Annotated in this window: 18 protein-coding genes; 12 read left to right on the forward strand and 6 right to left on the reverse strand. The window is 64.9% G+C overall.

Annotated elements, in window-relative coordinates:
* The first annotated feature begins 149 nt into the window (after positions 1-149).
* The 5 genes from IB259_RS27325 (at position 150) to IB259_RS27345 (ending at position 6,752) form a co-directional block, all read left to right on the forward strand.
* Positions 150-1,757, forward strand: coding sequence for an ABC transporter substrate-binding protein (locus tag IB259_RS27325; RefSeq protein WP_054455552.1), 1,608 nt, complete (start codon positions 150-152; stop codon positions 1,755-1,757).
* Positions 1,758-1,874: 117 nt separating this feature from the next.
* Positions 1,875-2,846, forward strand: coding sequence for an ABC transporter permease (locus tag IB259_RS27330; protein WP_054455554.1), 972 nt, complete (start codon positions 1,875-1,877; stop codon positions 2,844-2,846).
* A 10-nt stretch (positions 2,847-2,856) separates the two neighbouring features.
* A complete protein-coding gene (locus IB259_RS27335) occupies positions 2,857-3,783 on the forward strand; it encodes an ABC transporter permease (protein WP_054455556.1) in 927 nt (308 codons plus the stop codon).
* Between the two features lie 7 nt (positions 3,784-3,790).
* Positions 3,791-5,518 (forward strand): ABC transporter ATP-binding protein, encoded by a 1,728-nt coding sequence (locus IB259_RS27340; protein WP_054455558.1) that lies wholly within the window; start codon positions 3,791-3,793, stop codon positions 5,516-5,518.
* 25 nt (positions 5,519-5,543) lie between these two features.
* Complete coding sequence (locus tag IB259_RS27345; RefSeq protein ID WP_175163672.1) at positions 5,544-6,752, forward strand: amidohydrolase family protein; 1,209 nt, start codon at positions 5,544-5,546, stop codon at positions 6,750-6,752.
* A 90-nt stretch (positions 6,753-6,842) separates the two neighbouring features.
* Here the strand turns inward: IB259_RS27345 and IB259_RS27350 are convergent, their stop codons facing one another.
* The gene (locus IB259_RS27350; RefSeq protein WP_125471003.1) at positions 6,843-8,315 is read right to left on the reverse strand and encodes a YdgA family protein; all 1,473 of its coding nucleotides are present in this window, start codon (positions 8,313-8,315) and stop codon (positions 6,843-6,845) included.
* Between the two features lie 304 nt (positions 8,316-8,619).
* Here IB259_RS27350 and IB259_RS27355 point away from each other — a divergent pair, with 304 nt between their 5' ends.
* The 4 genes from IB259_RS27355 to IB259_RS27370 all read left to right on the forward strand — a co-directional run bounded on the left by IB259_RS27355 (position 8,620) and on the right by IB259_RS27370 (position 13,239).
* Entirely contained in the window at positions 8,620-10,146 is a 1,527-nt protein-coding gene (locus IB259_RS27355) for a DEAD/DEAH box helicase (protein ID WP_175212858.1), read from the forward strand.
* Between the two features lie 33 nt (positions 10,147-10,179).
* A complete protein-coding gene (locus IB259_RS27360) occupies positions 10,180-10,809 on the forward strand; it encodes a LysE family translocator (protein WP_054455566.1) in 630 nt (209 codons plus the stop codon).
* A gap of 111 nt (positions 10,810-10,920) precedes the next feature.
* Positions 10,921-12,528 carry a peptide chain release factor 3 gene (locus IB259_RS27365; RefSeq protein ID WP_054455568.1) on the forward strand — a complete coding sequence of 536 codons (1,608 nt, stop codon included), beginning with the start codon at positions 10,921-10,923 and terminating at the stop codon, positions 12,526-12,528.
* A gap of 24 nt (positions 12,529-12,552) precedes the next feature.
* Positions 12,553-13,239: a hypothetical protein gene (locus IB259_RS27370; RefSeq protein WP_175164340.1), complete on the forward strand. Its 687-nt coding sequence runs from the start codon at positions 12,553-12,555 to the stop codon at positions 13,237-13,239.
* Positions 13,240-13,319: 80 nt separating this feature from the next.
* Here the strand turns inward: IB259_RS27370 and bfr are convergent, their stop codons facing one another.
* Together bfr and IB259_RS27380 are read right to left on the reverse strand one after the other, a co-directional pair.
* Positions 13,320-13,796, reverse strand: a complete 477-nt coding sequence (gene bfr, locus IB259_RS27375; protein ID WP_013390908.1) for a bacterioferritin — start codon at positions 13,794-13,796, stop codon at positions 13,320-13,322.
* 366 nt (positions 13,797-14,162) lie between these two features.
* Positions 14,163-15,077, reverse strand: a complete 915-nt coding sequence (locus IB259_RS27380; RefSeq protein ID WP_054455572.1) for a DMT family transporter — start codon at positions 15,075-15,077, stop codon at positions 14,163-14,165.
* A 128-nt stretch (positions 15,078-15,205) separates the two neighbouring features.
* On the opposite strand from IB259_RS27380, the gene IB259_RS27385 reads away from it, so the two are divergent.
* Positions 15,206-16,063, forward strand: coding sequence for a LysR substrate-binding domain-containing protein (locus tag IB259_RS27385; protein ID WP_054455574.1), 858 nt, complete (start codon positions 15,206-15,208; stop codon positions 16,061-16,063).
* Between the two features lie 30 nt (positions 16,064-16,093).
* On the opposite strand, the gene IB259_RS27390 is transcribed toward IB259_RS27385, so the two are convergent.
* Both IB259_RS27390 and rpoN read right to left on the reverse strand, forming a co-directional pair.
* Positions 16,094-16,375 (reverse strand): bacterioferritin-associated ferredoxin, encoded by a 282-nt coding sequence (locus IB259_RS27390; protein ID WP_054455575.1) that lies wholly within the window; start codon positions 16,373-16,375, stop codon positions 16,094-16,096.
* Between the two features lie 133 nt (positions 16,376-16,508).
* Positions 16,509-17,954 carry an RNA polymerase factor sigma-54 gene (gene rpoN / locus IB259_RS27395; protein ID WP_175164342.1) on the reverse strand — a complete coding sequence of 482 codons (1,446 nt, stop codon included), beginning with the start codon at positions 17,952-17,954 and terminating at the stop codon, positions 16,509-16,511.
* Here rpoN and IB259_RS27400 point away from each other — a divergent pair.
* Both IB259_RS27400 and leuA read left to right on the forward strand, forming a co-directional pair.
* Positions 17,953-18,570 (forward strand): hypothetical protein, encoded by a 618-nt coding sequence (locus tag IB259_RS27400; protein WP_054455579.1) that lies wholly within the window; start codon positions 17,953-17,955, stop codon positions 18,568-18,570. The genes rpoN and IB259_RS27400 overlap by 2 nt on opposite strands.
* Positions 18,571-19,097: 527 nt before the next feature.
* Positions 19,098-20,810, forward strand: coding sequence for a 2-isopropylmalate synthase (leuA, locus tag IB259_RS27405; RefSeq protein ID WP_054455581.1), 1,713 nt, complete (start codon positions 19,098-19,100; stop codon positions 20,808-20,810).
* 66 nt (positions 20,811-20,876) lie between these two features.
* On the opposite strand, the gene IB259_RS27410 is transcribed toward leuA, so the two are convergent.
* The gene (locus IB259_RS27410) at positions 20,877-22,205 is read right to left on the reverse strand and encodes an amidase (RefSeq protein WP_054455583.1); all 1,329 of its coding nucleotides are present in this window, start codon (positions 22,203-22,205) and stop codon (positions 20,877-20,879) included.
* Between the last annotated feature and the right edge of the window lie 7 nt (positions 22,206-22,212).

Genomic DNA, 22,212 nt, shown 5'->3' on the forward strand with positions numbered 1-22,212 from the left:
CACCGGCGCACGCGCAGCTCGCGCTGCGTCCCGCCAGACCCCAATCCGTCTTTCGTCGTAAGCAGCAACGCCATGCCCCGGATCCCCATGGGGCCGGGGCCCTGTCACTTCTGTCGCGCTATCCGCGCACCACACGGAGCATGAGGGCTATGCGTACTTTTCCCCACCTGAAGCAAGCTGCGCTCGCCGCTGCCATCGCCGCATCGCTGGCTTTCAGCGCCGGCGCGGCCGCCAAGACCTTTCACTGGTCCTATCAAGGCGATGCGACGTCCATGGATCCGATGGCCCTGAACGAAACGTTCACGCTGGGCTTCCAGGGCAACATCTACGAAACGCTTGCCGGCTACGACGGCAACCTGAAACTGACTCCGCTGCTGGCGGAAAGCTGGGAGAACCCCGAACCCACGAAGTGGGTGTTCAAGCTGCGCAAGGGCGTGAAATTCCACGATGGTTCGCCGTTCACGGCGGACGACGTCATCTTCTCCTGGAAGCGCAGCCTGACCCCGGGCTCCGACATGAAGGGCTACGGCGCCAAGGCCTCCGACATCAAGAAGATTGACGACTACACCATCGAAGTCACCACGCCCACGCCCAACCCCATCCTGCCGCGCGAATGGGTGTTCCTGTACATCATGAGCAAGTCGTGGTCGGAAAAGAACAAGACCACCGAAGCCACCAACGTCAAGGGCGACAACCAGGGCAACTATGCCAACCTGAATGCCAACGGCACCGGCCCCTTCATGCTGGCCTCGCGCCAGCCCGACGTGAAGACCGTGCTCAAGCGATACGACGGCTACTGGAACAAGAACATCAAGACCAACGTCGACGAAGTCATCTTCCAGCCCATCACGCAGGAAGCGACGCGCGTGGCCGCGCTGATCTCCGGCGAAATGGACCTGGTGCAGCCTGTACCGGTGCAGGACTGGAAGCGCCTCGAAGACGCCAAGGGCGTCAAGCCGCTGACCGCGCCGGAAGCGCGCGCCATCTTCATCGGCATGGACCAGGACCGCGACGAACTGCTGTTCTCGGACGTGAAGGGCAAGAATCCCTTCAAGGATCCCAAGGTGCGCGAAGCCGTGGTGCTGGCCGTGGACACCAAGGCCATCAACGAGAAGATCATGCGCGGCGCTGCCAAGCCGCTGGGCTCGCTCATCGCCACCGCCATCAATGGCTATGACGATTCCTTCGGCGCGCCGTACAAGCCGGATCCCGAGCGCGCCAAGAAGCTGCTGGCCGAAGCCGGCTATCCCAAGGGCTTCACGGTCACCATGGACTGCCCGAACGACCGCTACGTCAACGACGAAAAGGTCTGCCAGGCCGTGGCCGGCATGCTGGCGCGCGTGGGCATCAAGATCAACCTGCTGGCGCAGACCAAGTCGAAGTACTTCGGCAAGATCCTGCTGCAGGCCGGCAACCAGACCAGCATGTACATGCTGGGCTGGACGCCCAGCTCCACCGACGCGCACAACACGCTGCTGAACCTGGCCTCGTGCCGCAATGCCAAGACGGCGGCGGGCCAGTTCAACCTGGGCGGGTACTGCAACAAGAAGGTCGACGAGCTCACCGACAAGATCGGCGTCGAAACCGACCAGGCCAAGCGCAACGCCATGATCAAGGAAGCCTTCGAGATCGTGCGCAACGACTATGGCTACCTGCCGCTGCACCAGCAGCCCATGTCCTGGGGCGTGAAGGACAACATCCAGGTCATCCAGCGCGCCGACGACGTGCTCGACCTGCGCGACGTCGTCCTGCCGTAATCCGGCGACGCGAGCCCCGGGCGGCACCTGCCGCCCGGGCGCGCCCGGCCCAGCCCCGGTTCCCGCTACCCGAGGGAAACGCGGCCCGGCGTCATCTGAATCCGAGGGCTTCCGATAATGCTTTCCTTTGTTGCGCAACGGCTTATCCAGTCGGTGCTGGTGATGTTGACGGTGGCGCTGATCGCGTTCTCCATGTTCCGCTATGTGGGCGATCCGATAGCCAGCATGGTGGGCCAGGACACCACCCCTGAACAACGCGCGGAACTGCGCAAACAGCTGGGCCTGGACGACCCCTTCGTGGTGCAGTACGCGCACTTCGTGGCCAACGCCGTGCGCGGCGACTTCGGCATATCGTACCGGCACCGCCGACCCGTCAGCGAACTGCTCGAAGAGCGCATGCCGGCCACGCTGGAACTGTCCTTCGTGTCTGCCGTGATGGCGCTGGCCCTGGGCATACCCATGGGCATCTATACCGCGCTCAAGCGCCACGGCGTGCTGTCCAAGGCCTTCATGGCGATCTCGCTGGCCGGCATCTCGCTGCCCACCTTCCTCATCGGCATTCTGCTCATCCTGTTCTTCGGCGTGCAGCTGCGATGGCTGCCCAGCTTCGGGCGCGGCGACGTGGTCAGCCTGGGATGGTGGACCACGGGCTTTCTGACCAAATCAGGCTGGCTGGCGCTGATCATGCCGGCCATCACGCTGGCGCTGTTCCAGATGACGCTGATCATGCGGCTGGTGCGCGCCGAAATGCTGGAAGTGCTGCGCGCCGACTTCATCAAATTCGCGCGCGCCCGCGGCCTGCCGGAACGGCTGATCAATTTCCGCCATGCGTTGAAGAACACCATGGTGCCCGTCATCACGATCACCGGGCTGCAACTGGGTTCCATCATCGCCTTCGCCATCATCACGGAAACCGTGTTCCAGTGGCCCGGCATGGGCCTGCTGTTCATCCAGGCCATCAGCATGGTGGACATCCCCGTCATGGCGGCCTATCTGGTGCTGATCGCCTTCATGTTCGTGCTCATCAACCTGGTCGTGGACCTGCTGTACTTCGCCGTGGACCCGCGTCTGCGTGTGCAGAGCAAGTAAAGGACTCATCATGATTGCTCGCATCGCTCCCTTCTTCGCCCGTGCGGCCGACAGCGACCTCTGGCACAGCTTCAAGCGTTCGCCCGGCGCCATCATCGCCGCTATCGTCACGCTGGCCATCCTGCTGGGCGCGCTATTCGCGCCCGTCGTCGCGCCGCACAACCCCTTTGACCTGGCATCCTTGAGCATCATGGACGCCAACACGCCGCCGGCCTGGGAAGAGGGCGGCAGCCCAGACTTCCTGCTGGGCACCGACGACCAGGGCCGCGACATCCTGTCGGCGGTTCTGTATGGCTCGCGCGTGTCGCTGCTGGTGGGTTTCGCGTCCGTGCTGTTCTCGATGGTGCTGGGCGTGAGCCTGGGCCTCATCAGCGGCTATGCAGGCGGACGCGTGGACAGCTTCATCATGCGCATCGCCGACGTGCAGCTGTCGTTTCCAGCCATTCTGGTGGCGCTGCTGATCGACGGCGTGGCGCGCGGCCTGCTGCCGCGCGACATGCACGACCAGCTCGCGCTGTATGTGCTGATCTTCGCCATCGGCATCTCCGGCTGGGTGCAGTACGCCCGCACCGTGCGCGGCTCCACACTGGTGGAACGCAACAAGGAATACGTGCAGGCGGCCCGCCTCATCGGCATCGGACCCATCACCATCCTGCGCCGGCACATCCTGCCCAACGTGATGGGACCGGTACTGGTCATCGCCACCATCCACCTGGCCATCGCCATCATCACCGAAGCCACGCTCTCGTTCCTGGGCGTGGGCGTACCGCCCACGGCGCCGTCGCTGGGCACGTTGATACGTATCGGCAACAGCTACCTGTTCTCGGGCATGTGGTGGATCTCCATCTTCCCCGGCATCGCGCTGGTGGCGCTGGTGCTGTCGGTCAACCTGCTGGGCGACTGGCTGCGCGACGCGCTCAACCCCAAGCTGCGCTGAGGACGCCATGGCCCTGTTGAACATCGAAGATATCCGCATCGAATTTCCCAGCCGCCGCGGCACGCTGGTGGCCGTGGACGGCGTCTCGCTGTCCCTGGAAAAAGGCGAGATCCTGGGCGTGGTGGGCGAATCCGGCGCCGGCAAGTCCACCATCGGCAATGCCGTGATCGGCCTGCTGGAGGCGCCTGGCCGCCTGGCGGGCGGCGCCGTGCTGCTGAACGGCGAACGCATCGACACGCTGACTCCGGCGCAGCAGCGCAAAGTGCGCGGCCGCCGCATCGGCATGATCTTCCAGGATCCGCTGACCTCGCTGGATCCGCTGCAGACGGTGGAAAGCCAGCTGGTCGAAACCATGCAGGTGCACCTGAACCTGTCCCAGGCCGAGGCCCAGAAACGCGCCGTGCAGCTACTGACGCAGGTCGGCATCGACAAGCCGGAACTCCGCGTCAAACAATACCCGCACCAGTTCTCGGGCGGCATGCGGCAACGCGTGGTGATCGCGCTGGCGCTGTGCTGCGAGCCCGAAGTCATCATCGCCGACGAACCCACCACCGCGCTCGACGTGTCGATCCAGGCGCAGATCCTGGAACTGCTCAAGAAGCTGTGCCGCGAAGAGCAGGTGGGCATGATCATCATCACGCACGACATGGGCGTGATCGCGGACGTGACGGATCGCGTGGCGGTTCTTTACCACGGCAAGCTGGTCGAACAAGGCCCCACCTCCAAGATTCTGGGCGACCCCGACCACCCCTACACGCGCAGCCTGATCTCGGCCGTGCCGCGTCCCGACATCAAGCTGCGGCGCTTCCCGCTGGTGACCTACATCGAGGACGTGAAAAAGCCGGCGCAGCCGCTGGACCTGGCCACCCACTGGCTGGGCCAGCGCCGCGACTTCGGCGCGCGCACCGGCGGTCCGCTGGTGCAAGTCAACGACCTGAGCATGCGCTTCGTGTTGAAGAGCGCGCTGCTCAAGCGCAACCAGCGCACGCTGGACGCCGTCAAACGCGTCAATTTCTCCATCGGCGAAGGCGAGGTCTTCGGCCTGGTGGGCGAGTCCGGTTCCGGCAAGTCCACCGTGGCGCGGCTGATCTCCGGCCTCTACACGCCGAGCGAAGGCTCGGTCAATTTCGGCGGCACGGACCTGACCGCGCTCAAGGGCGAGAAGCAGCTGAACCCGTTCCGGCGGCAGATCCAGATGATCTTCCAGGATCCGTTCTCCTCGCTCAATCCGCGCATGCGGGTGCTGGACATCGTGGCCGAGCCGATCCGCTTCCACAAGCTGGCGGCCAGCGAAGCAGAGACGCGCCGCATCGTGGCCGACCTGCTGGACGTGGTGGGCCTGGGCGATCGCGCCGCCGAACGCTTTCCGCACGAGTTCTCGGGCGGCCAACGCCAGCGCATCTGCATCGCGCGGGCGCTGGCCACGCGCCCCCGCTTCCTTATCTGCGACGAACCGACCTCGGCGCTGGACGTGTCCATCCAGGCGCAGATCCTGAACCTGCTGAAAGACCTGCAGGAGGAACTCGGGCTGACCATGCTGTTCATCAGCCACGACCTGCCGGTGATCCGCCAGATGTGCGACCGTGTGGGCGTGATGCGCTATGGCGAACTGCTGGAAGTGGCCAACACCGAAGACCTCTTCGAACGTCCGCAGCATCCCTACAGCCAACACCTGCTTGGCCTCATGCCCCGCCTGCAATCCATGTCCCGCGAGGGCCTGGAAGTGGCGGAGTAACGCCAGGCGCAACCCGGAGCGAGACATGACGGCGACACGACAGACCCTGTTTACAGGCGGCCAGGTTTTCGACGGCAAGGGCAAACTGCTGCCCAGCCACGGCGTGCTGGTCGAAGGCCGGCACGTGGTGCGCGTGGCGCCGGCCGGGGAGTTTTCCGGCTACGCCGGCGCGACCGTGCGCACGGACGGCATGACGCTGATGCCCAGCCTGGCCGACTGTCACGTCCATCTGGTCTACACCGGCGGCGCCGATCCCAACGCGCAACTGAGCAAGCAAGGCCCTGCGCAGATCACGTTGACGGCGCTGGAGAACGCGCAGGCCAGCCTGCGCGGCGGCGTCACCGCGCTGCGCGATTGCGGCGGCAAGGACTACCTGGAATTCGGCGTGCGCGACGCCATCGCGCGCGGCGTGTTCCCCGGCCCCACGATCAGGGCCTCGGGCCGCATCATCTGCATGACGGGCGGCCACGGCAACCGCATCGGCCGCGTGGCCGACGGCTGCGAGGACGTGATCAAGGCCGTGCGCGAACAGGTCCACGCCGGCTGCGACCTGGTGAAGATCATGGCCACGGGCGGCGTCATGACGCCCGGCGTCAGCCCCATGGACGCGCACTACAGCTTCGACGAAATGAAGGCCGGCGTGCACGAGGCCAAGCGCTTTCGTAAAAGCACCGCCAGTCATGCGCAAGGCACGCTGGGCATCCTGAACGCAGTGCGCGCCGGCATCGATTCCATCGAGCACGGCATCTTCATGGACGACGAATGCCTGCGCGAGATGCTGGACGCCCAGACCTATCTGGTGCCCACCATCGCCGCGGTGCGCAACATCATCGCCAACGCCGACAACGGCATCCCCGCCTACGCGGTCGAGAAGGCGCGCGCGGTGGAGCAACGCCACCGCGAATCGTTCCAGATGTATTACAAGGCGGGCGGGCTCATTGCGCTGGGCACCGACGCCGGCACCCCGTTCAACCTGCACGGCGAGAACGCCATGGAATTGGCCTACATGGTCGAGTTCGGCATGACGCCCGTGGACGCGCTCATCGCCGGCACCTCGCGCGGACACGACCTGATGGGCATGGACCAGCACGGCGCCATCGCCGAGGGCAACGTGGCCGATCTGCTGCTGGTGCAGGGCGATCCCACCGAAGACATCATGAAGGCGGCCGACAAGCGCTTCCACGTTGCGGTGCTGCGCAACGGCGAAGTGGCCGCCGGCGCCTTGCCCCTCTGAAACGCGACGGTTCCCAGCCCGCAATGAAAAAGGCCGCCGCGCCCTGGGCGCGGCGGCCTTTGTACAGCTCGAGTCGAGTGGTGCGCCGGCTTAGCGGGCGCCGCCCATCGCGCCGCTCATGACCATCATCAGGAACTGCTCGACCGGCATCTTCTTGCCGTTGAAATCGACCTGGCCGTCGGCGTAGTTCAGGTACGTCACGATGTTGTTGTTTTCGACCTTGGCCATGCCCATGGCGGTAGCCATGGTGCCAACCATTTCAGCCTGGCCCTTGGCGGTCTGCTGAGCCTGCTCGGCCGGCACGCCGCGCACCTGGGGCTCGATGGCCATCAGGTCGCTCAGGTTGCCCTTGGACAGCACCAGCTTGGCATTGAGCTTGCGGATCGTCTGCTTCAGCGTATCGGCGAACTCGCCGTCCAGCGATGCCGGCTTGGCCATGTCCAGGTCCAGGTTGAAGGTCGACGTGCCGTTGGCGGTACGCACTTCCAGCGGCGACACTGCCAGCGTCGGGTTGCCAGCCAGCAGCAGCTCGACGTTGGTCTTGAGGACCTGCTTTTCTTCATCCGTGAACTGGGGCGACTGCTCTTCGCCCTTGCTCTGCATCATGCGGCGCGAAGCGGCTTCATAGACGTCGTTCAGCGCCTTGAACGCCTTCGAATCCAGCTTCTGCGCGTCCAGCACCAGCTTCAGGCCGGCCATGTCCTTTTCCTGCACGTTGATCATGCCGAAATCCATGGCCATCTTCACGCCCATGAGCGAGTTGGCTTCGGTCATGTCGACGGTAATCGCGGTGTCCTTGAGCTGGACCGGCGGCTTTTCCTTGGACGTGATGGTCCAGTTCTTGAGCGCGACCTTCTGGCTGCCCACGTACATGTCGTTCGAAGCCGGCGTCATGTCGCTGGTCAGGGTCAGGCCGGTCATGGCCATGCTGACGATGTCGCTTTCTTCGGACTCGCCCGCCAGCGTCAGGCTGTCGGCCTTCAGCGCGACCGTGCCGTGCTTGCTGCCGGTGGCGTAGGTCACGTCGCCCTTCATGCCCGAGAACTTCAGGCTGTTGGCGTCCTTGGCGAACTCGACGGGAGCCATGTCGAAGTTGCCGCTGATGTTCTTGGCGTAGCTGACGCTATAGGCGCCGGACAGGGGCACCGCGCCCTTGGCGGCGGCGAACCATTCCTTGACCAGGGGCGTCTCTTCCAGCTGGAAGCGGCTGGCCACCATGGCGGGCGCAAACGAGCCCGACTTCAGGTTGGACAGCGGGAAGGGGCCGTGGTCCAGGTGCTCGAGGAACACGAGTTCGTGGTCGACGGCCGGCTTGCCGTCGGCGGCCGGCTCGGTGAACTTGACGCGGTAGCGCTCGGTGGACGAAAACACGCCGCGGTCGAAGGAGACCAGCTCAACCACAGGGGTCACACCCCATTTTTCGCCGACCTTCTTCAGTTCAAGGTTGGCCTGCTCGATCGATTGCTTGACGAAAGCCTCGGCCTTCTGGCCCGTATACCAAGCCGTGCCGGTCCATACTGCGCCCAGCGCGACGACTACGCCCACAATTGCCGATTTTTTCATTGCGATCCTTTATTCTTCAAATGGATGAAAGCGGACGGATTATAGGGATTGCAGCCTAGGGAAAACACTTATTTCGTGCAAAGGCGCTGCAATGTGTTGCTTATTGATACAGAACCAGCCTTCCCGGGCGGTGCTGCAGCGCCACATCAGCTACAATCCTTCGGTGCGTTTTGCCAATCTGCGCACGTCCGCTAGGCCCTTCGCTGCCAAGCTTCGCCCGTCAGGGCGCTTCCCTTTTCTCCTTTATTCGTCCGCCTGGATTGGAGTCTCTCAACTTGAGCGACGGGCTGCCGCTGGAGTTGTTTTGACTACCTCTTCCCCTTTTGCCGACCTCGGGCTGGCTGATTCCCTGTTGCGCGCCATTGCCGAAACCGGCTACACCGCGCCCACTCCCATTCAGGCCCAGGCAATTCCCCAGGTCCTCAAGGGTGGCGACCTGCTCGCCGCCGCACAGACCGGCACCGGCAAGACCGCCGGCTTCACGCTGCCCATCCTGCACCTGCTGATGCAGAAAAAGCCCGAGCAGCGCAAGCCCGGCCGCCCGCGCTGCCTGATCCTGACCCCGACGCGTGAGTTGACCGCGCAGGTCGAGGAATCGGTGCAGACCTATGGCAAGTACACGCCGCTGTCCTCCATGGTGATGTTCGGCGGCGTCAACATCAACCCCCAGATCTCCGCGCTGAGAAAGCCGCTGGACATCCTGGTCGCCACCCCCGGCCGCCTGCTGGACCACTGCGGCCAGAAGACCGTGGACCTGTCCGGCGTCGAGATCCTGGTGCTGGACGAAGCCGACCGCATGCTGGACATGGGCTTCATCCGCGATATCCGCAAGGTCCTCGCGCTGCTGCCCAAGCAGCGCCAGAACCTGCTGTTCTCGGCCACCTTCTCCGACGAGATCCGCACCCTGGCGCGCGGCGTGCTGAACAACCCGGGCGAAGTCTCGGTCACCCCGCGCAACACCGCCACCGAACTGGTCACCCAGACGGTGCACATGGTGGAACAGCACCACAAGCGCGACCTCATCAGCCACATCATCCGCGAAAGCGGCTGGCACCAGGTGCTGGTGTTCACCCGCACCAAGCACGGCGCCAACCGCCTGGCCGAAAAGCTGGTCAAGGACGGCCTGACCGCCGCCGCCATCCACGGCAACAAGAGCCAGTCGGCCCGCACCCGCGCGCTGGCCGGCTTCAAGGACAGCACCGTGACGGTGCTGGTGGCGACCGACATCGCCGCCCGCGGCCTGGACATCGACCAACTGCCCCAGGTGGTGAACTTCGAACTGCCCAATGTGCCTGAAGACTACGTGCACCGCATCGGCCGTACCGGCCGCGCCGGCGCCACCGGCGCCGCGGTCTCGCTGGTCGACAACAGCGAAATCAAGCTGTTGAAGGACATCGAGCGCCTGATCAAGAAGACCATCGAGCGCAAGCCCGTGGAAGGCTGGACGCCGCCGGCCACGACCGCGGCGGCCTACGACCGCCAGGAGCGCGACGAAGACAACCGCAGCCCGCGCGGCGGCGGCGGCCGTAATGGCGGCCGCAGCGGCAATGGCAATGGCAATGGCGGCCGTTCGCGCCAGGGACAAGGCCAGGGCCAGCCCCGCGCCGCGACCGGCAACCGCGCCCCCGCGCCGGCCCGTGCCGGCGGCGAAGGCCGCGCCAGCCATGGCCCGCGCGACGGCAAGCCCGCCGACCGTCCGGCCCACGCCGGCCGCAACGAAGGCCGTCCGCAGCAGAACCATCGCCGTCCGGAGGGCTCCGGCCGCCCGGCAGGCAATGGCGGTTCCGGACGCCCCTCGGGCGCGCCGCGCGCCGCGTTGCTGAGCAAGTAATATCACCGCAACCGCTACCCACGGACCCGCGCCATGCCCTTATCTACCTGGTTGACGTTCTTCCTGGCCTCCTGGGCCATTTCGTTCTCGCCTGGCGCGGGCGCGATCTCGGCGATGTCCTCCGGCCTGAAGTACGGCTTTGCGCGCGGCTACTGGAACACGGCAGGCCTGATCATGGGCATCCTGTTCCAGTTCGTGGTGGTGGCCGTGGGGCTGGGCGCGGTGCTGGCCACCTCCGAGGTGGCCTTCAACGTGGTCAAGTATCTGGGCGTGGCCTACCTGATCTACCTGGGCGTGCGCCAGATCCGCACGGATGCGGCGCCCGTCACGGTGGATTCCGGCGATCCCAAGCGCGCCACGATCCGGGAACTGGTGCTGCGCGGCTTCCTGATCAACACCATGAACCCCAAGGGCACGGTGTTCCTGCTGGCCGTGGTGCCGCAGTTCGTGGATACCGCGCTGCCGCTGACGCAGCAGTATGCGGCGATCGCCGCCACGCTGGCGTTCACCGACCTGGTGGCCATGGGCGTGTACACGCTGCTGGCGGCGCGCGTGCTGCGCCTGCTGCGCAGCGCCAAGCATATCCGCTGGATGAACCGGACCTTCGGTTCGCTCTTCATCCTGGCCGGCGTGTTCCTGGCTTCGTTCCGCCGCCATTCCTGAACCCCATGCGCGGGGCATGCGCTGGCGACGGCGCATGCCCCGCGCGTTTTTCATGCCCGATACCGGACCGCGCCGGGCCCAAAAGCGGCGCCAAGTAAAATCCTTCCGATCATGAACATCCCTCACGAAGTAGCGCGGCGCCGTACGTTCGCCATCATTTCCCACCCCGACGCGGGCAAGACGACACTGACCGAAAAGCTGTTGCTGTTCGCAGGCGCGATCCAGATCGCCGGCAGCGTCAAGGCGCGCAAGGCTTCGCGCCATGCATCGTCCGACTGGATGGAAATCGAAAAGCAGCGCGGCATTTCCGTGGCGTCCTCGGTGATGCAGATGGAATACCGCGATTGCGTCATCAACCTGCTCGACACCCCGGGCCACGCGGACTTCTCCGAAGACACGTACCGGGTGCTGACGGCCGTGGACGCCGCACTCATGGTGATCGACGCCGCCAACGGCGTGGAGCCGCAAACCATCCGCCTCTTGCAGGTCTGCCGCGCGCGCAACACGCCCATCATTACGTTCATCAACAAGATGGACCGCGAAGTGCGCGAACCTTTGGAACTGCTGTCCGAAATCGAAGGCCACCTGGGCATGGACGCGGTGCCGTTCTCCTGGCCGGTCGGCATGGGCAAGGCCTTCGGCGGCGTATTCGACATCCGCCAGGACCGCATGCGCGTGTTCCGCCCCGGCCAGGAGCGCCGCTCGGACAAGGACGACTTCATCGAAGGCCTGAGCAATCCCGAAATCGCCCGGCGCTTCGGCTCGGCGTTCGAGCAGGCCAGCGGCGAGATCGAACTCATCAACGAAGCCGCGCCCGCCTTCGACCGCGAACAATTCCTGGCCGGCAAGCAGACGCCTGTGTTCTTCGGCTCCGCCATCAACAACTTCGGCGTGCAGGAAGTGCTGGACGCGCTGGTCGAACAGGCGCCGCCCCCGGGCCCGCGCGAGTCCATGCAGCGCCTGGTGCAGCCCGTGGAACCCAAGTTCACCGGCGTGGTGTTCAAGGTGCAGGCCAACATGGATCCGGCCCACCGCGACCGCGTCGCGTTCGTGCGCGTAAGCTCCGGCCGCTTCGAACGCGGCATGCGCCTGAAGGTCGCGCGCACCAACAAGGAAATGCGCCCCAACAACGTGGTGTCCTTCCTGTCACAGCGCCGCGAGCTGCTGGACGAGGCCTATGCCGGCGACGTGATCGGCATTCCCAACCACGGCGTGCTGCAGTTGGGCGACGTGCTTACCGAAGGAGAGACGCTGCAGTTCACCGGGCTGCCGTTCTTCGCCCCCGAGCTGTTCCAGGCCGTGGAAGTGAAGGATCCGCTGCGCACCAAGCAGTTGCGTACCGGTCTCACCCAATTGGGCGAGGAAGGGGCCATCCAGGTGTTCCGTCCCGAGGCTGCCGGCGGCTCGCTGCTGCTGGGCGCGGTCGGACAACTGCAGTTCGAAGTGGTCGCCCATCGCCTGAAGACCGAGTACGGCGTGGACGCGCGGATGCTGCCTTCCCGCTACACAATGGCACGTTGGATTACGTCTGAAAACCCCAAGGCGCTGCGCAAGTTCATGGATGCCAATGCCGCCCATATCGCCTATGATGTTGTGGATGCGGCGGCGTTTTTGATCGGTTCTCCCGCGCAATTGCGCGTGGCCGAGGAACTGTATCCCGATGTGAAATTCCATGCCATGCGCGAGCACGGCGGCAAGGTTTTCGGAGACAAAGCGTAGACCCGTTCGGGTTCCGCACGGCAGATGAGGGTAGCAATGTCTTGGCGTTTCTTATTCGCAACGCTCCTGATCGCGCTTGGCGCGTCGGCCTGGGGCGGTATTCAACTGGGTGATTGGCTGGTGGCGCATGCGCCGGTGGCCGCGCCCGCTCCTGGCCAGGATGCCGCGGCATCCCAGCAGCCCGTACTGGATGCCAACGGCCGTCCTTACGTGGCCCAGCCTCCGCAGCCGCGCATCGACGGTACCTTGGGCGTGCCCGACAAGCCCGCCGACCGCGAATGGCAGGTCAACACCGTTTCGCTGTTCGACAGCGTCAGCGACCCTGCGGTGAAGATCTCGCGCGAACGCATCAGCCCGGACCAGGCCCGCGAAATCGCGGCAGCTTCACAAGTGCCGCTGCCTTCGGGCACTTCGGACGTCAGCACCCTGGATCTGCAGGCTCCCGGCACGTCCACCGCCATCAACGGCGGCCAGGTCCAGGCAGGCGGCTACGGCACTCCGCAAATGGTGCAGGCGCCCCCGCCGCCCCCGAACACCGCGCAGGCGCCCGGCGCCCTGGGCTGGCAGGACGCGCTCAAGCGCGAACTCGCGCATTGCGCCACGCAAGGCTTCTTCGAACGCCCCTCGTGTTCCTGGGCCGCGCGCAACAAGTACTGCGGACCCAACCGCGCCTGGGGCACCATGGCCGAGTGCCCGGCTCGCCCGAACTGAAATATCGGCGCGCGGCATGCGCCGCATGACACCGACAAAAAAATGGCGCCCCGCAGGGCGCCATTTTTATGACCGGAACATTACTCCGGCACGGACATCTGGCTTTGCAGATAATTCTGGATGCCGACCTTGTCGATCAGGTCGATCTGCGTTTCCAGGTAGTCGATGTGCTCTTCGGTGTCGTCCAGGATGTCCTGGAACAGATCGCGCGAGACATAGTCGCGCACCGATTCGCAATGCGCGATCGCTTCCTTCACGGTCGCCTGCGCGCCTTGCTCCAGCTTCAGGTCACAGGCCAGCAATTCCGGCACATCTTCGCCGATCAGCAGCTTATGCAGGTCCTGCAGGTTGGGCAGGCCGTCCAGCATGAAGATGCGCGCGATCAGGCGATCCGCATGCTTCATTTCGCCGATGGACTCTTCGTACTCATGCTTGCCCAGCTTGTCGAAGCCCCAATGGTTCAGCATGCGGGCATGCAGGAAATATTGGTTGATGGCCGTCAGTTCGTTGGTCAGTTGCTTGTTCAGAAACTGGATGACGGTTTTGTCGCCTTTCATGATGGACTCCTTGCAGTCAGGCGCGACGCAGATGCATCGCGACAAAGGAGCGCACGATGCCGCGCGTACGCAACCCCGGCAGACTACCACCTGGCGCGGGGCCGCGCCTAGCCTTGCGCTGCATTTGGTAAACCGCTTTAGGAGCGCTACAAGAAAGCGACACGCCAATGAGAATGAGTATGCGTGCGTGATGCCTTGCATGCCGGCATCAGCAATGATGCGGCCTGACGGCGCGCGATGCCGCCGAATCCGCCGCGCGATCCACGCGATCGCTGGCAACGATGCGTCCCTCGACCGCGTGAAACGCGCCGGCTCGTGGCCGGCGGCATTTCGTTGCGGATCGGCAACCTCGGCTGGGGCTGCGCGTTACTCGGCGCGCCGCGTGGCCAGCCAGATGCCCAACGCAATCGGGACGATGCCCAGCAGATCCAGCCACGATACGTGCTCGCCCAGCACCAGCCACCCGAACAGCAGGCCCAGCGGCGGCATCAGGAAGTGCAGCGCGCTTGCCGCAGTAGCGCTGGCGCGGCCGAGAATCATGAACCACAGGTAGTAGCCGCCCATCGACACCGCGACAATCATGTAGGCCATGCTCCAGAACAGGCTGGCCGTCATGCGCGCATCGCCGATGTTCTCGTGCATCAACGCGAAGGGCAGCAAGGCTACGGCGCCGGCCAGGGACTGTATGCCCGTGGACGTCCACAGGCCGGAGGACGGCTTCAAACGCTTGTAGAGCAGCGTGCCGGCCACCAGCGCCACCAGGCCGCCCGTCACCAACAGCGTGCCATGCAGGTCCTCCTGCATGCCCGACAAGCGTGAACGCAGCACCAGGGCCACGCCCGCCAATCCCAGGCACAGGCCCAGCAGTTTGCGCCATCCCAGCCGTTCGCCCAGCACCGGGCCGGCCAGCACGCCGATGAGCAGCGGGTTGGTGCTGATCAGCACCGCGGTAAACGCCGACGACACCGTCGTCATGCCCGACCAGCTCAGGCCGAGGTATAGCGCGTTGTTCAGCACCCCCAACAGGATCAGCGCGGCCAGATCGCGCGCGCTTGGCATCTTCCAGCGGCCGCTCGCCGCCGCCAGGCCCAGCATCAAGGCTCCCGCGATCACGAAACGGATGGTCAGCAAGGTCAGCGGCGGACAGTCCCGCACGGCGATCTTGGCCGCAGCGAACGCCGAGCTCCACAGAAAGCAAAAAGCTGCGATGGGCGCCCAGCTGATGCCCGGCGAGGCTTGAGCTGGAATGGCGGCGGCGGAAAGGGTCGAGGTGGCCTTCATGATGAGTCCGGAAGGTGGCGCTAAGCCGCAATGGCGGCGGATGGACGAATTCTGCGCGGCCGGCCATCCATTGACAAACTCTTTATTCGGATCGAAAGTATTTAAAAAATGAATGCATGGAGCCGGCGATGCCTGACCTTGATCTTTTGCACAGCTTCGTGTCCGTCGTGGATGCCGGCGGCTTCACGGCGGCGGGCGAACGCGTACACCGCAGCCAATCCACGGTCAGCCAGCAGATCCGCAAGCTGGAGGAATCCCTGGAATGCGCGCTCTTCATCCGCGAAGGCCGCCAAGTCTTGCTGACCGAGGACGGCGAGCGTCTCCTGGGCTATGCCCGGCGGATGCTGGCCTTGTCGACCGAGGTCCGTGAAGCCGTCAGCGGGCGCAAGCGCGTGGACGTGATCCGTCTGGGCATCCCGGACGACTTCGCGGCTGACGCGCTGACCATTCTGGTGTCGGAATTTGCGCGGACCCGCCCAGGCGTGCGGCTATCGGTCCGCTGCGACCTGACTTCCGCGCTCACGCGCGCACTGGAGCGGGGCGACCTGGACGTGGCGCTGCTCAAACGCGAGCCCGGCGCGGGTGCCGCGTTGGCCGCCTGGCCCGAACACTTGCATTGGATCGGTGCACCCGGAATGGAACTCGCGTCCGCCGAGCCGGTGCCGCTGGTCGCGTTTCCGCAAGGCTGCATCTACCGCAATCGCGCCATCCATGCCCTGGAAGCTTCGGGCCGGCACTGGCGCATCGCCTACGAAAGCCCGAATCTGATGGGCCTGCAAGCGGCGTTGACAGGAGGGTTGGGCGTGGCGCTGCTGGAGCGGCGTTGCCTCTTGCCGGACCATCGGATCATCGACGCAGGGCTGCCGTCCGTGCCGTCGACCGAATTGGCGTTATGCCTGGCCGATACGCTGCGCGAACCTGCGCGCCAACTGGCGATGACTATCCGGGAATTTTGCGAGAAAGAAGCAACGCGGCCCGCTGCGTGACGGCAGCGAGCCGGTAAGAGACGACCGTCCTCAGGCGATGGCGACCAGGGGAATCGGGAAGCTGCTGTTGGCAGCAGGCGCGCCCGACTCGACCAGAGCGGCCGGAGGATTGACCGGAACGGCTATGGAACGCACGTCGCATACGCTGGAACAGCGTCCGCCCGGCAGGTATTCGGTCGCGGTAGCCGCGCAGCAGCCGCAGCACGTGGCCACGCCCAGCTCGAATTGCAGGTCGGAAAGCGTCGTCGCGCCCGCGTCCACGCTGGCGCGGACTTGGCGTTCGGTGATGGCATTACATACGCAAATGTACATGAGAATAATTATCGAAAATTATTCCGCTACTGACAAGCCCCGCATGCAAATAAATTTGCAACCAAAGTGTCACGCAAGTCTTTGAAATTAGGGACGAATTTTCATAACCCCGTCCCTCATTTCATGACCCGGCTCAGCGGGCTGCCGCCTGCGCCTTGCGCAAGGCCGCTGGGGCTATCCGCAGCGCTTCGCGGTACTTTGCCACCGTCCTTCGGGCGATGACTATCCCCTGATCGGCCAGCTTTTGCATGATCTGGCTGTCGGACAAAGGCTTGGCCCGGTTCTCTTCGGCCACCATCTGGCGGATGAAAGTCTGCACTGCCGTGGCCGAGGTTGCATCCCCGCCGTCCGTCGAAACCCCCGTGCCGAAGAAGCGCTTGAGTTCCAGCGTGCCAAACGGAGTGAGCATGTACTTCTGTGTTGTGGCCCGTGAAATGGTGGATTCATGCAAACCGAGCTCGCCGGCGATGTCCTTCAGGATGAGCGGCCGCATGGCGGCCGGCCCCTGGCTGAAGAAGGCCGTCTGGTGCTGCACGATGGCCTGGGCCACCCGCAGGATGGTGTCGAAGCGCTGTTCCACGTTGCGGATCATCCAACGGGCCTGCTGCAGCTGCGATTGCAGGCCCGCATGCGCGGATTCCTTCTGGTTGCCCAGCATCTGGGCGTACAGCCCGTTGATCTGCAGCTTGGGCACGGCGGCGCTGTTGAGGGTGACCTGCCAGCCGCCGCGCGTCTTGCGTACGATGACGTCCGGCACCGCGTAATCGGCCGCGGGCACGGTCCAGGCACGCCCCGGGCGGGGCTCCAGGCGCAGGATCAGGGCATGGGCGGAGCGGAACGTGGCTTCGTCGCAGCCCACGGCCGCGCACAGGCGCGCGGCGTTGCCCGTCGCCAGCAAGGCCAGGTGCTGCGCGCAAATCTGGCGCGCGCAAGCCAGGACCGCGGCATTCGCGGCTTCAGGCAGTCGATCCAGATCCGGGTTGCGTAGCTGCAACAGCAGGCATTCCGCCATGTCGCGCGCGCCTATGCCGGGCGGATCGAAAGACTGCAAAAGCGACAAGGCCGCCTTCAGCTCGTCGATGTCCGGTTCCAGTTCGGGCGGCAACCAGTCCAGGATTTCCTCCAGCGGTGATCCCAGGTAGCCGTTTTCGTCCAGCTCGTCGATCAGAAGACCGGCGAGCGCGGCGTCGCGCGGCGCGGCGCGCGTCAACATCAGTTGGCCCAGCAGGTGCTCGCGCAGCGTATCCGGCCGAGCGGCCTCGGGCCGGCTGGAGTCTTCGTCGGGGTAGACCCCGCCCGAACCCGGCATTTCATCCACCGGCGATTCGCGTTCGGCGGCGGGCTCGTCATCCTGCACCGAGGACTCGCGGTCGGACTCGGCCGGCGCCTCGGCCGACGGCGCTTCGTCCTGCCGCTCCAAGAGCGGGTTCTCCGCCAGCACTTGCGAAATCTCGGCTTCGAGGTCGAGCGTGGACAGCTGCAACAATCGGATCGATTGCTGCAGTTGTGGCGTCAGCGTCAAATGCTGACCTGGTCGCAGTTCTAAAATTGGACGGGTCATAGGTACAATATTTTGCATGATGAATCTGACTTCGCCCGCAAGCGTCCGCCAGGACTGCCGCCTCATTGGCCAGACCCTGCTCAAACTGGCGCTTCCCCGACTCGTAATGCGTGCGATCGTCATCGCCGTCGCTGTGGTCATCTGGTATCTCGCCGCCAACTGGATACTGAATTTCGGCCGCACCGTGAACTACGAGTTCCTGCATTCCCTGGGGCAGCCGACCGTGGACATGGTGCAGAAGGTCAACCCCTACATCTGGTGGGTGGTGGCCGGCATCTGGACCCTGATCGTGTTCTTCACGCTGCGCGCCTGGCTGTCCGCCAGCCTGGCTTCCGGCAGCGCCACCCCGGTCGAAACCAGCGTGCTGGCCGACCTGGCGCCCAACCTGACCGAAGAAACGCTGGGCGTGCTGCGCTGGACCTGGGGCGATCGCCAGGAGCCCTTCACGGTGGGCGATCTGCGCCGCTCCCTGTCTGAAATCCGCCACAACCGCGCCGGCAAGATCGCCATGGTCGCGGAACAGGCCCGCATCCTGGAGTCGTCCGACCGCCAGCCGCGCGATCCGCGCGACGAGGTCCGCCGCGAAGCACGCAGCGAACGCTACGTGGAACCGCGCATCGGCCCGGCCCGGTAAGCCCGTCCGTCCTCCCTCCATTGCCATAGCAGGCCGCCGACAGGCGGCCTGTTTTTTTTGCTTCAACCGTACGCCTGGCCTGGCAACCCCATAGCGTGCCTCCCGCCCCCCGTCCAACCTCGTTTTGCCGAATATTCTTCAGCAAAATGCGTTGCCACCAGCATATATTTCACCCCAACACAAAAGAGTGTTCAGTTGCGCATTCGGCAAAAATGTGTTTGACTAGCAACCTATGGCCGCTCACCGCACCCCCTTCGCGATTGCCACCGGACGCTACGACGCTCCGGTTGCCGGCCTGCGCGCTCGTTTCTCCTCCTACGCGCTATCGCTATACCTACCGATCGGTTGCCGGGCCTAGTGTCCCCGTGGTAGCTCGGCAACCACGCTTGCCACACGCGATTTCCCCCTTTTATCTCTGAATCCTGCCGGTCAATCACGGCAAATCCTGGCGCAAGACCGCAATCCGGTCGCGCAGCCGCCTAGGGAAGCATTCCCGGGATTCAAAAGAAACCGATCGAGGTGTAGTAATGATGCTTGCCAACCCCGCCACCAAATACGTCCCCTTCGCGCCCTTTACCCGCGACTTTTCCGAACGCACCTGGCCCAGCCGCCGCATCACCAAGGCGCCGATCTGGATGAGCACGGACCTGCGTGACGGCAACCAGGCCCTGATCGAGCCGATGAGCGTCGAGCGCAAGCTCCGCTTCTTCGAACAGCTGGTGAAGATCGGCTTCAAGGAAATCGAAGTGGGCTTCCCGTCCGCTTCGCAGACCGACTTCGATTTCGTGCGCAAGCTCATCGACGAAAAGCGCATTCCTGACGACGTCACCATCATCGTGCTGACCCAGTCGCGCGAAGACCTGATCAGCCGCACGGTGGAATCCGCCGCCGGCGCCAAGCAAGCCATCGTCCACCTGTACAACGCCTGCGCCCCGGCGTTCCGCAAGGTCGTGTTCAACATGAGCAAGGACGAAATCAAGAACATCGCCACCACCGGCACGCGCCTGGTGAAGCAGTACATGGCGCAGCACCCGGAAACGCAATGGCGCTACCAGTACTCGCCCGAAGTCTTCAGCACCACCGAACCCGAGTTCGCGCTGGAAGTCTCCAACGCCGTGGCCGACGTATGGCAGCCCACTCCCGAGTGCAAGATGGTGCTGAACCTGCCCGCCACCATCGAGGCCACCAGCCCCAATCTGTACGCCGACCAGATCGAATGGATGCACAAGAACCTGGCGCGCCGCGACAGCATCGTGCTCAGCGTGCACCCGCACAATGACCGCGGCACCGCCGTGGCCGCCGCCGAATTCGCCGTGATGGCCGGCGCCGACCGCATCGAAGGCTGCCTTTTCGGCAGCGGCGAGCGCACCGGCAACGTCGACCTCGTCACCCTGGCCTTGAACCTCTACACGCAGGGCGTGCATCCGGGCCTGGACTTCTCGGACATCGACGAAGTGCGCCGCTGCGCCGAGTACTGCAACCAGCTGCCCGTTCACCCGCGCCACCCGTACGCGGGCGACCTGGTCTTCACCGCGTTCTCGGGCTCGCACCAGGATGCCATCAAGAAGGGCTTTGCCCAGCAACAGGCCGACGCCGTCTGGGAAGTGCCTTACTTGCCGATCGACCCGGCCGACCTCGGCCGCAGCTACGACGCCGTCATCCGCGTGAACAGCCAGTCGGGCAAGGGCGGCGTGTCGTACCTGCTGGAACAGGAACACGGCCTGGTGTTGCCGCGCCGCCTGCAGATCGAATTCAGCCGCGCCATCCAGCGCGTCACAGACGAAACCGGCCGCGAAGTCACGGCCGACGACGTGCACACCATCTTCAACCGCGAATACCTCGAGCAGAAGTCGCCGTGGAAGCTGGTGCGCCACCGCATCGACGGCAATCCGTCGGCCGGCGAAGGCCAGCACTTCAGCATCGAAGCTGAATTGGAATACAACGGCGAACGCCGCATCGTGACGGGCAAGGGCGACGGCGCCATCTCGGCCTTCGTGGCCGCGCTGGACGTGCCCGTGCGCATCATGGACTACCACGAGCACGCCATTGGCACCGGCACCGACACGCGCGCCGCGTCCTATGTCGAACTGCGCGTCGGCGAATCCAGCACGGGCTTTGGCGTGGGCATCGACCGCGACATCGTGACGGCTTCCTTCCAGGCCGTGCTGAGCGCCGTCAACCGCCACATCAATGCCGGCGCCGTGACCGCAACCGAGCAAGAAACCGCCGAAACCGCGTGATCCGCAATCCGGCGTAAAAAAAGCCAGCCTTATCGGGCTGGCTTTTTCTTTGGACGCGCGCCGCGCTTATCCGCGTGGCCAGATGTCGGCCGCGCCGATATCTGGCGCGGTGGCCGCCAGGAGCCGCTGATGGACCCAAGCGGCGATTGCCAGCGTGCGGTGGTCGCTATAGCGCGCGCCGACCAGCTGCAACCCGACGGGCAAGCCCTGCGGGCCGGTGGCGAAGGGCAGGCTGAGGGAAGGATGGCCGAATACCGTCCACGCGCGCGAGAACTGCGGATCGCCCGTGCCCAGGTCCGCGAACGGCGCCTCGCCGCTGGCGCTGGGCGCAAGCAGCACGTCGTATTTGTCGAACCACGTGTCCACGCGCGCGCGCGACTCGGCGACGCGCATCAGGTTCTTCTGGTGTTCTTCAGCGGTGATGCGCGAGCCCGCTTCCAGGATGGCCTGGATCTTGGGACTGAGCTGCGCCGCATGCTCCAGGCGCTCGTAGGCCAGCGCCTGCGAAGCTTCAAACGCCATGATGTCCGCATGCAGCTGCACCAGAACGCAATGCTCGGGCGGCAGCGGCAATTCTTCGACCACGGCGCCGGCGCGCGACAGGATGGCCGCGGCCTGCGCGTAGGCTTCCTTGGTTTCGGGCAGCGCATGCCGCCATTGCAGGCTGCGGTACATGCCGATACGCGGCTTGCCGTCATAGGCCAGATCAAGCATGCGCGGATCGCGCATCAGGACGGAAGCAAACAATGCCACGTCCGGCACCGAACGCGCGAAACCGCCGATGGTGTCCAGGGACTCCGCCAGGCTTTTGACGCCCGCGCGGGAAATGCTGCCAAAGGTGGGTTTGAAGCCCACGATGCCGCAATAGGAAGCAGGGCGGATGATGGAAGCCGCGGTCTGCGTACCCAATGCGAAGGGCACCATGTCGTCGGCCACCGCCGCGGCCGAACCGCTGGACGAACCGCCGGGCGAGTAGGCTTCGTTGCGAGGATTGCGCGTGGGGCCTGCCAAATAGGTGGCGAATTCAGTCGTCACGGTCTTGCCGACGACGATCGCGCCCGCGCCCCGGCACAGCGCCACCGAGGCCGCGTCCAGGCCCGGATGGTGGCGTTCATAGATGGGCGAGCCATAGCGCGTGGGCAGGTCGACAGTGTCGAACAGGTCCTTCACGCCCATGGGCAGGCCATGCAGCACCCCGCGCAGCGCGCCGCGGTCCAATTCCTGCGCGCGATCCAGCGCGGCCTGCTTTTGCAGCGCGGTCCAGGCGTGGATGGTGCTTTCGCGTTGCTCGATGCGCGCAAAGCATGCGCGCACCAATTGCTCTGCGGTCAATTCGCGCCGTTGCAGCTTGCGCGCGGCTTCCAGCGCGCCAAGTCTGTTCAAGGCAGTAGACATGGTCCTT

Origin of the sequence: Achromobacter sp. ACM04, from assembly GCF_014851465.1 — a bacterium.
Lineage (GTDB): Bacteria > Pseudomonadota > Gammaproteobacteria > Burkholderiales > Burkholderiaceae_B > Achromobacter > Achromobacter aegrifaciens.

Coding starts and splice junctions, on each gene's coding strand:
- IB259_RS27325 (WP_054455552.1), top strand. CDS start 150: ATGCGTACTTTTCCCCACCTGAAGCAAGCTGCGCTCGCCGCTGCCATC.
- IB259_RS27345 (WP_175163672.1), top strand. CDS start 5,544: ATGACGGCGACACGACAGACCCTGTTTACAGGCGGCCAGGTTTTCGAC.
- rpoN (WP_175164342.1), bottom strand. CDS start 17,954: ATGCAAAATATTGTACCTATGACCCGTCCAATTTTAGAACTGCGACCA.
- IB259_RS27400 (WP_054455579.1), top strand. CDS start 17,953: ATGATGAATCTGACTTCGCCCGCAAGCGTCCGCCAGGACTGCCGCCTC.
- IB259_RS27380 (WP_054455572.1), bottom strand. CDS start 15,077: ATGAAGGCCACCTCGACCCTTTCCGCCGCCGCCATTCCAGCTCAAGCC.
- IB259_RS27340 (WP_054455558.1), top strand. CDS start 3,791: ATGGCCCTGTTGAACATCGAAGATATCCGCATCGAATTTCCCAGCCGC.
- IB259_RS27370 (WP_175164340.1), top strand. CDS start 12,553: ATGAGGGTAGCAATGTCTTGGCGTTTCTTATTCGCAACGCTCCTGATC.
- IB259_RS27360 (WP_054455566.1), top strand. CDS start 10,180: ATGCCCTTATCTACCTGGTTGACGTTCTTCCTGGCCTCCTGGGCCATT.
- IB259_RS27390 (WP_054455575.1), bottom strand. CDS start 16,375: ATGTACATTTGCGTATGTAATGCCATCACCGAACGCCAAGTCCGCGCC.
- IB259_RS27350 (WP_125471003.1), bottom strand. CDS start 8,315: ATGAAAAAATCGGCAATTGTGGGCGTAGTCGTCGCGCTGGGCGCAGTA.
- leuA (WP_054455581.1), top strand. CDS start 19,098: ATGATGCTTGCCAACCCCGCCACCAAATACGTCCCCTTCGCGCCCTTT.
- bfr (WP_013390908.1), bottom strand. CDS start 13,796: ATGAAAGGCGACAAAACCGTCATCCAGTTTCTGAACAAGCAACTGACC.
- IB259_RS27410 (WP_054455583.1), bottom strand. CDS start 22,205: ATGTCTACTGCCTTGAACAGACTTGGCGCGCTGGAAGCCGCGCGCAAG.
- IB259_RS27365 (WP_054455568.1), top strand. CDS start 10,921: ATGAACATCCCTCACGAAGTAGCGCGGCGCCGTACGTTCGCCATCATT.
- IB259_RS27385 (WP_054455574.1), top strand. CDS start 15,206: ATGCCTGACCTTGATCTTTTGCACAGCTTCGTGTCCGTCGTGGATGCC.
- IB259_RS27335 (WP_054455556.1), top strand. CDS start 2,857: ATGATTGCTCGCATCGCTCCCTTCTTCGCCCGTGCGGCCGACAGCGAC.
- IB259_RS27330 (WP_054455554.1), top strand. CDS start 1,875: ATGCTTTCCTTTGTTGCGCAACGGCTTATCCAGTCGGTGCTGGTGATG.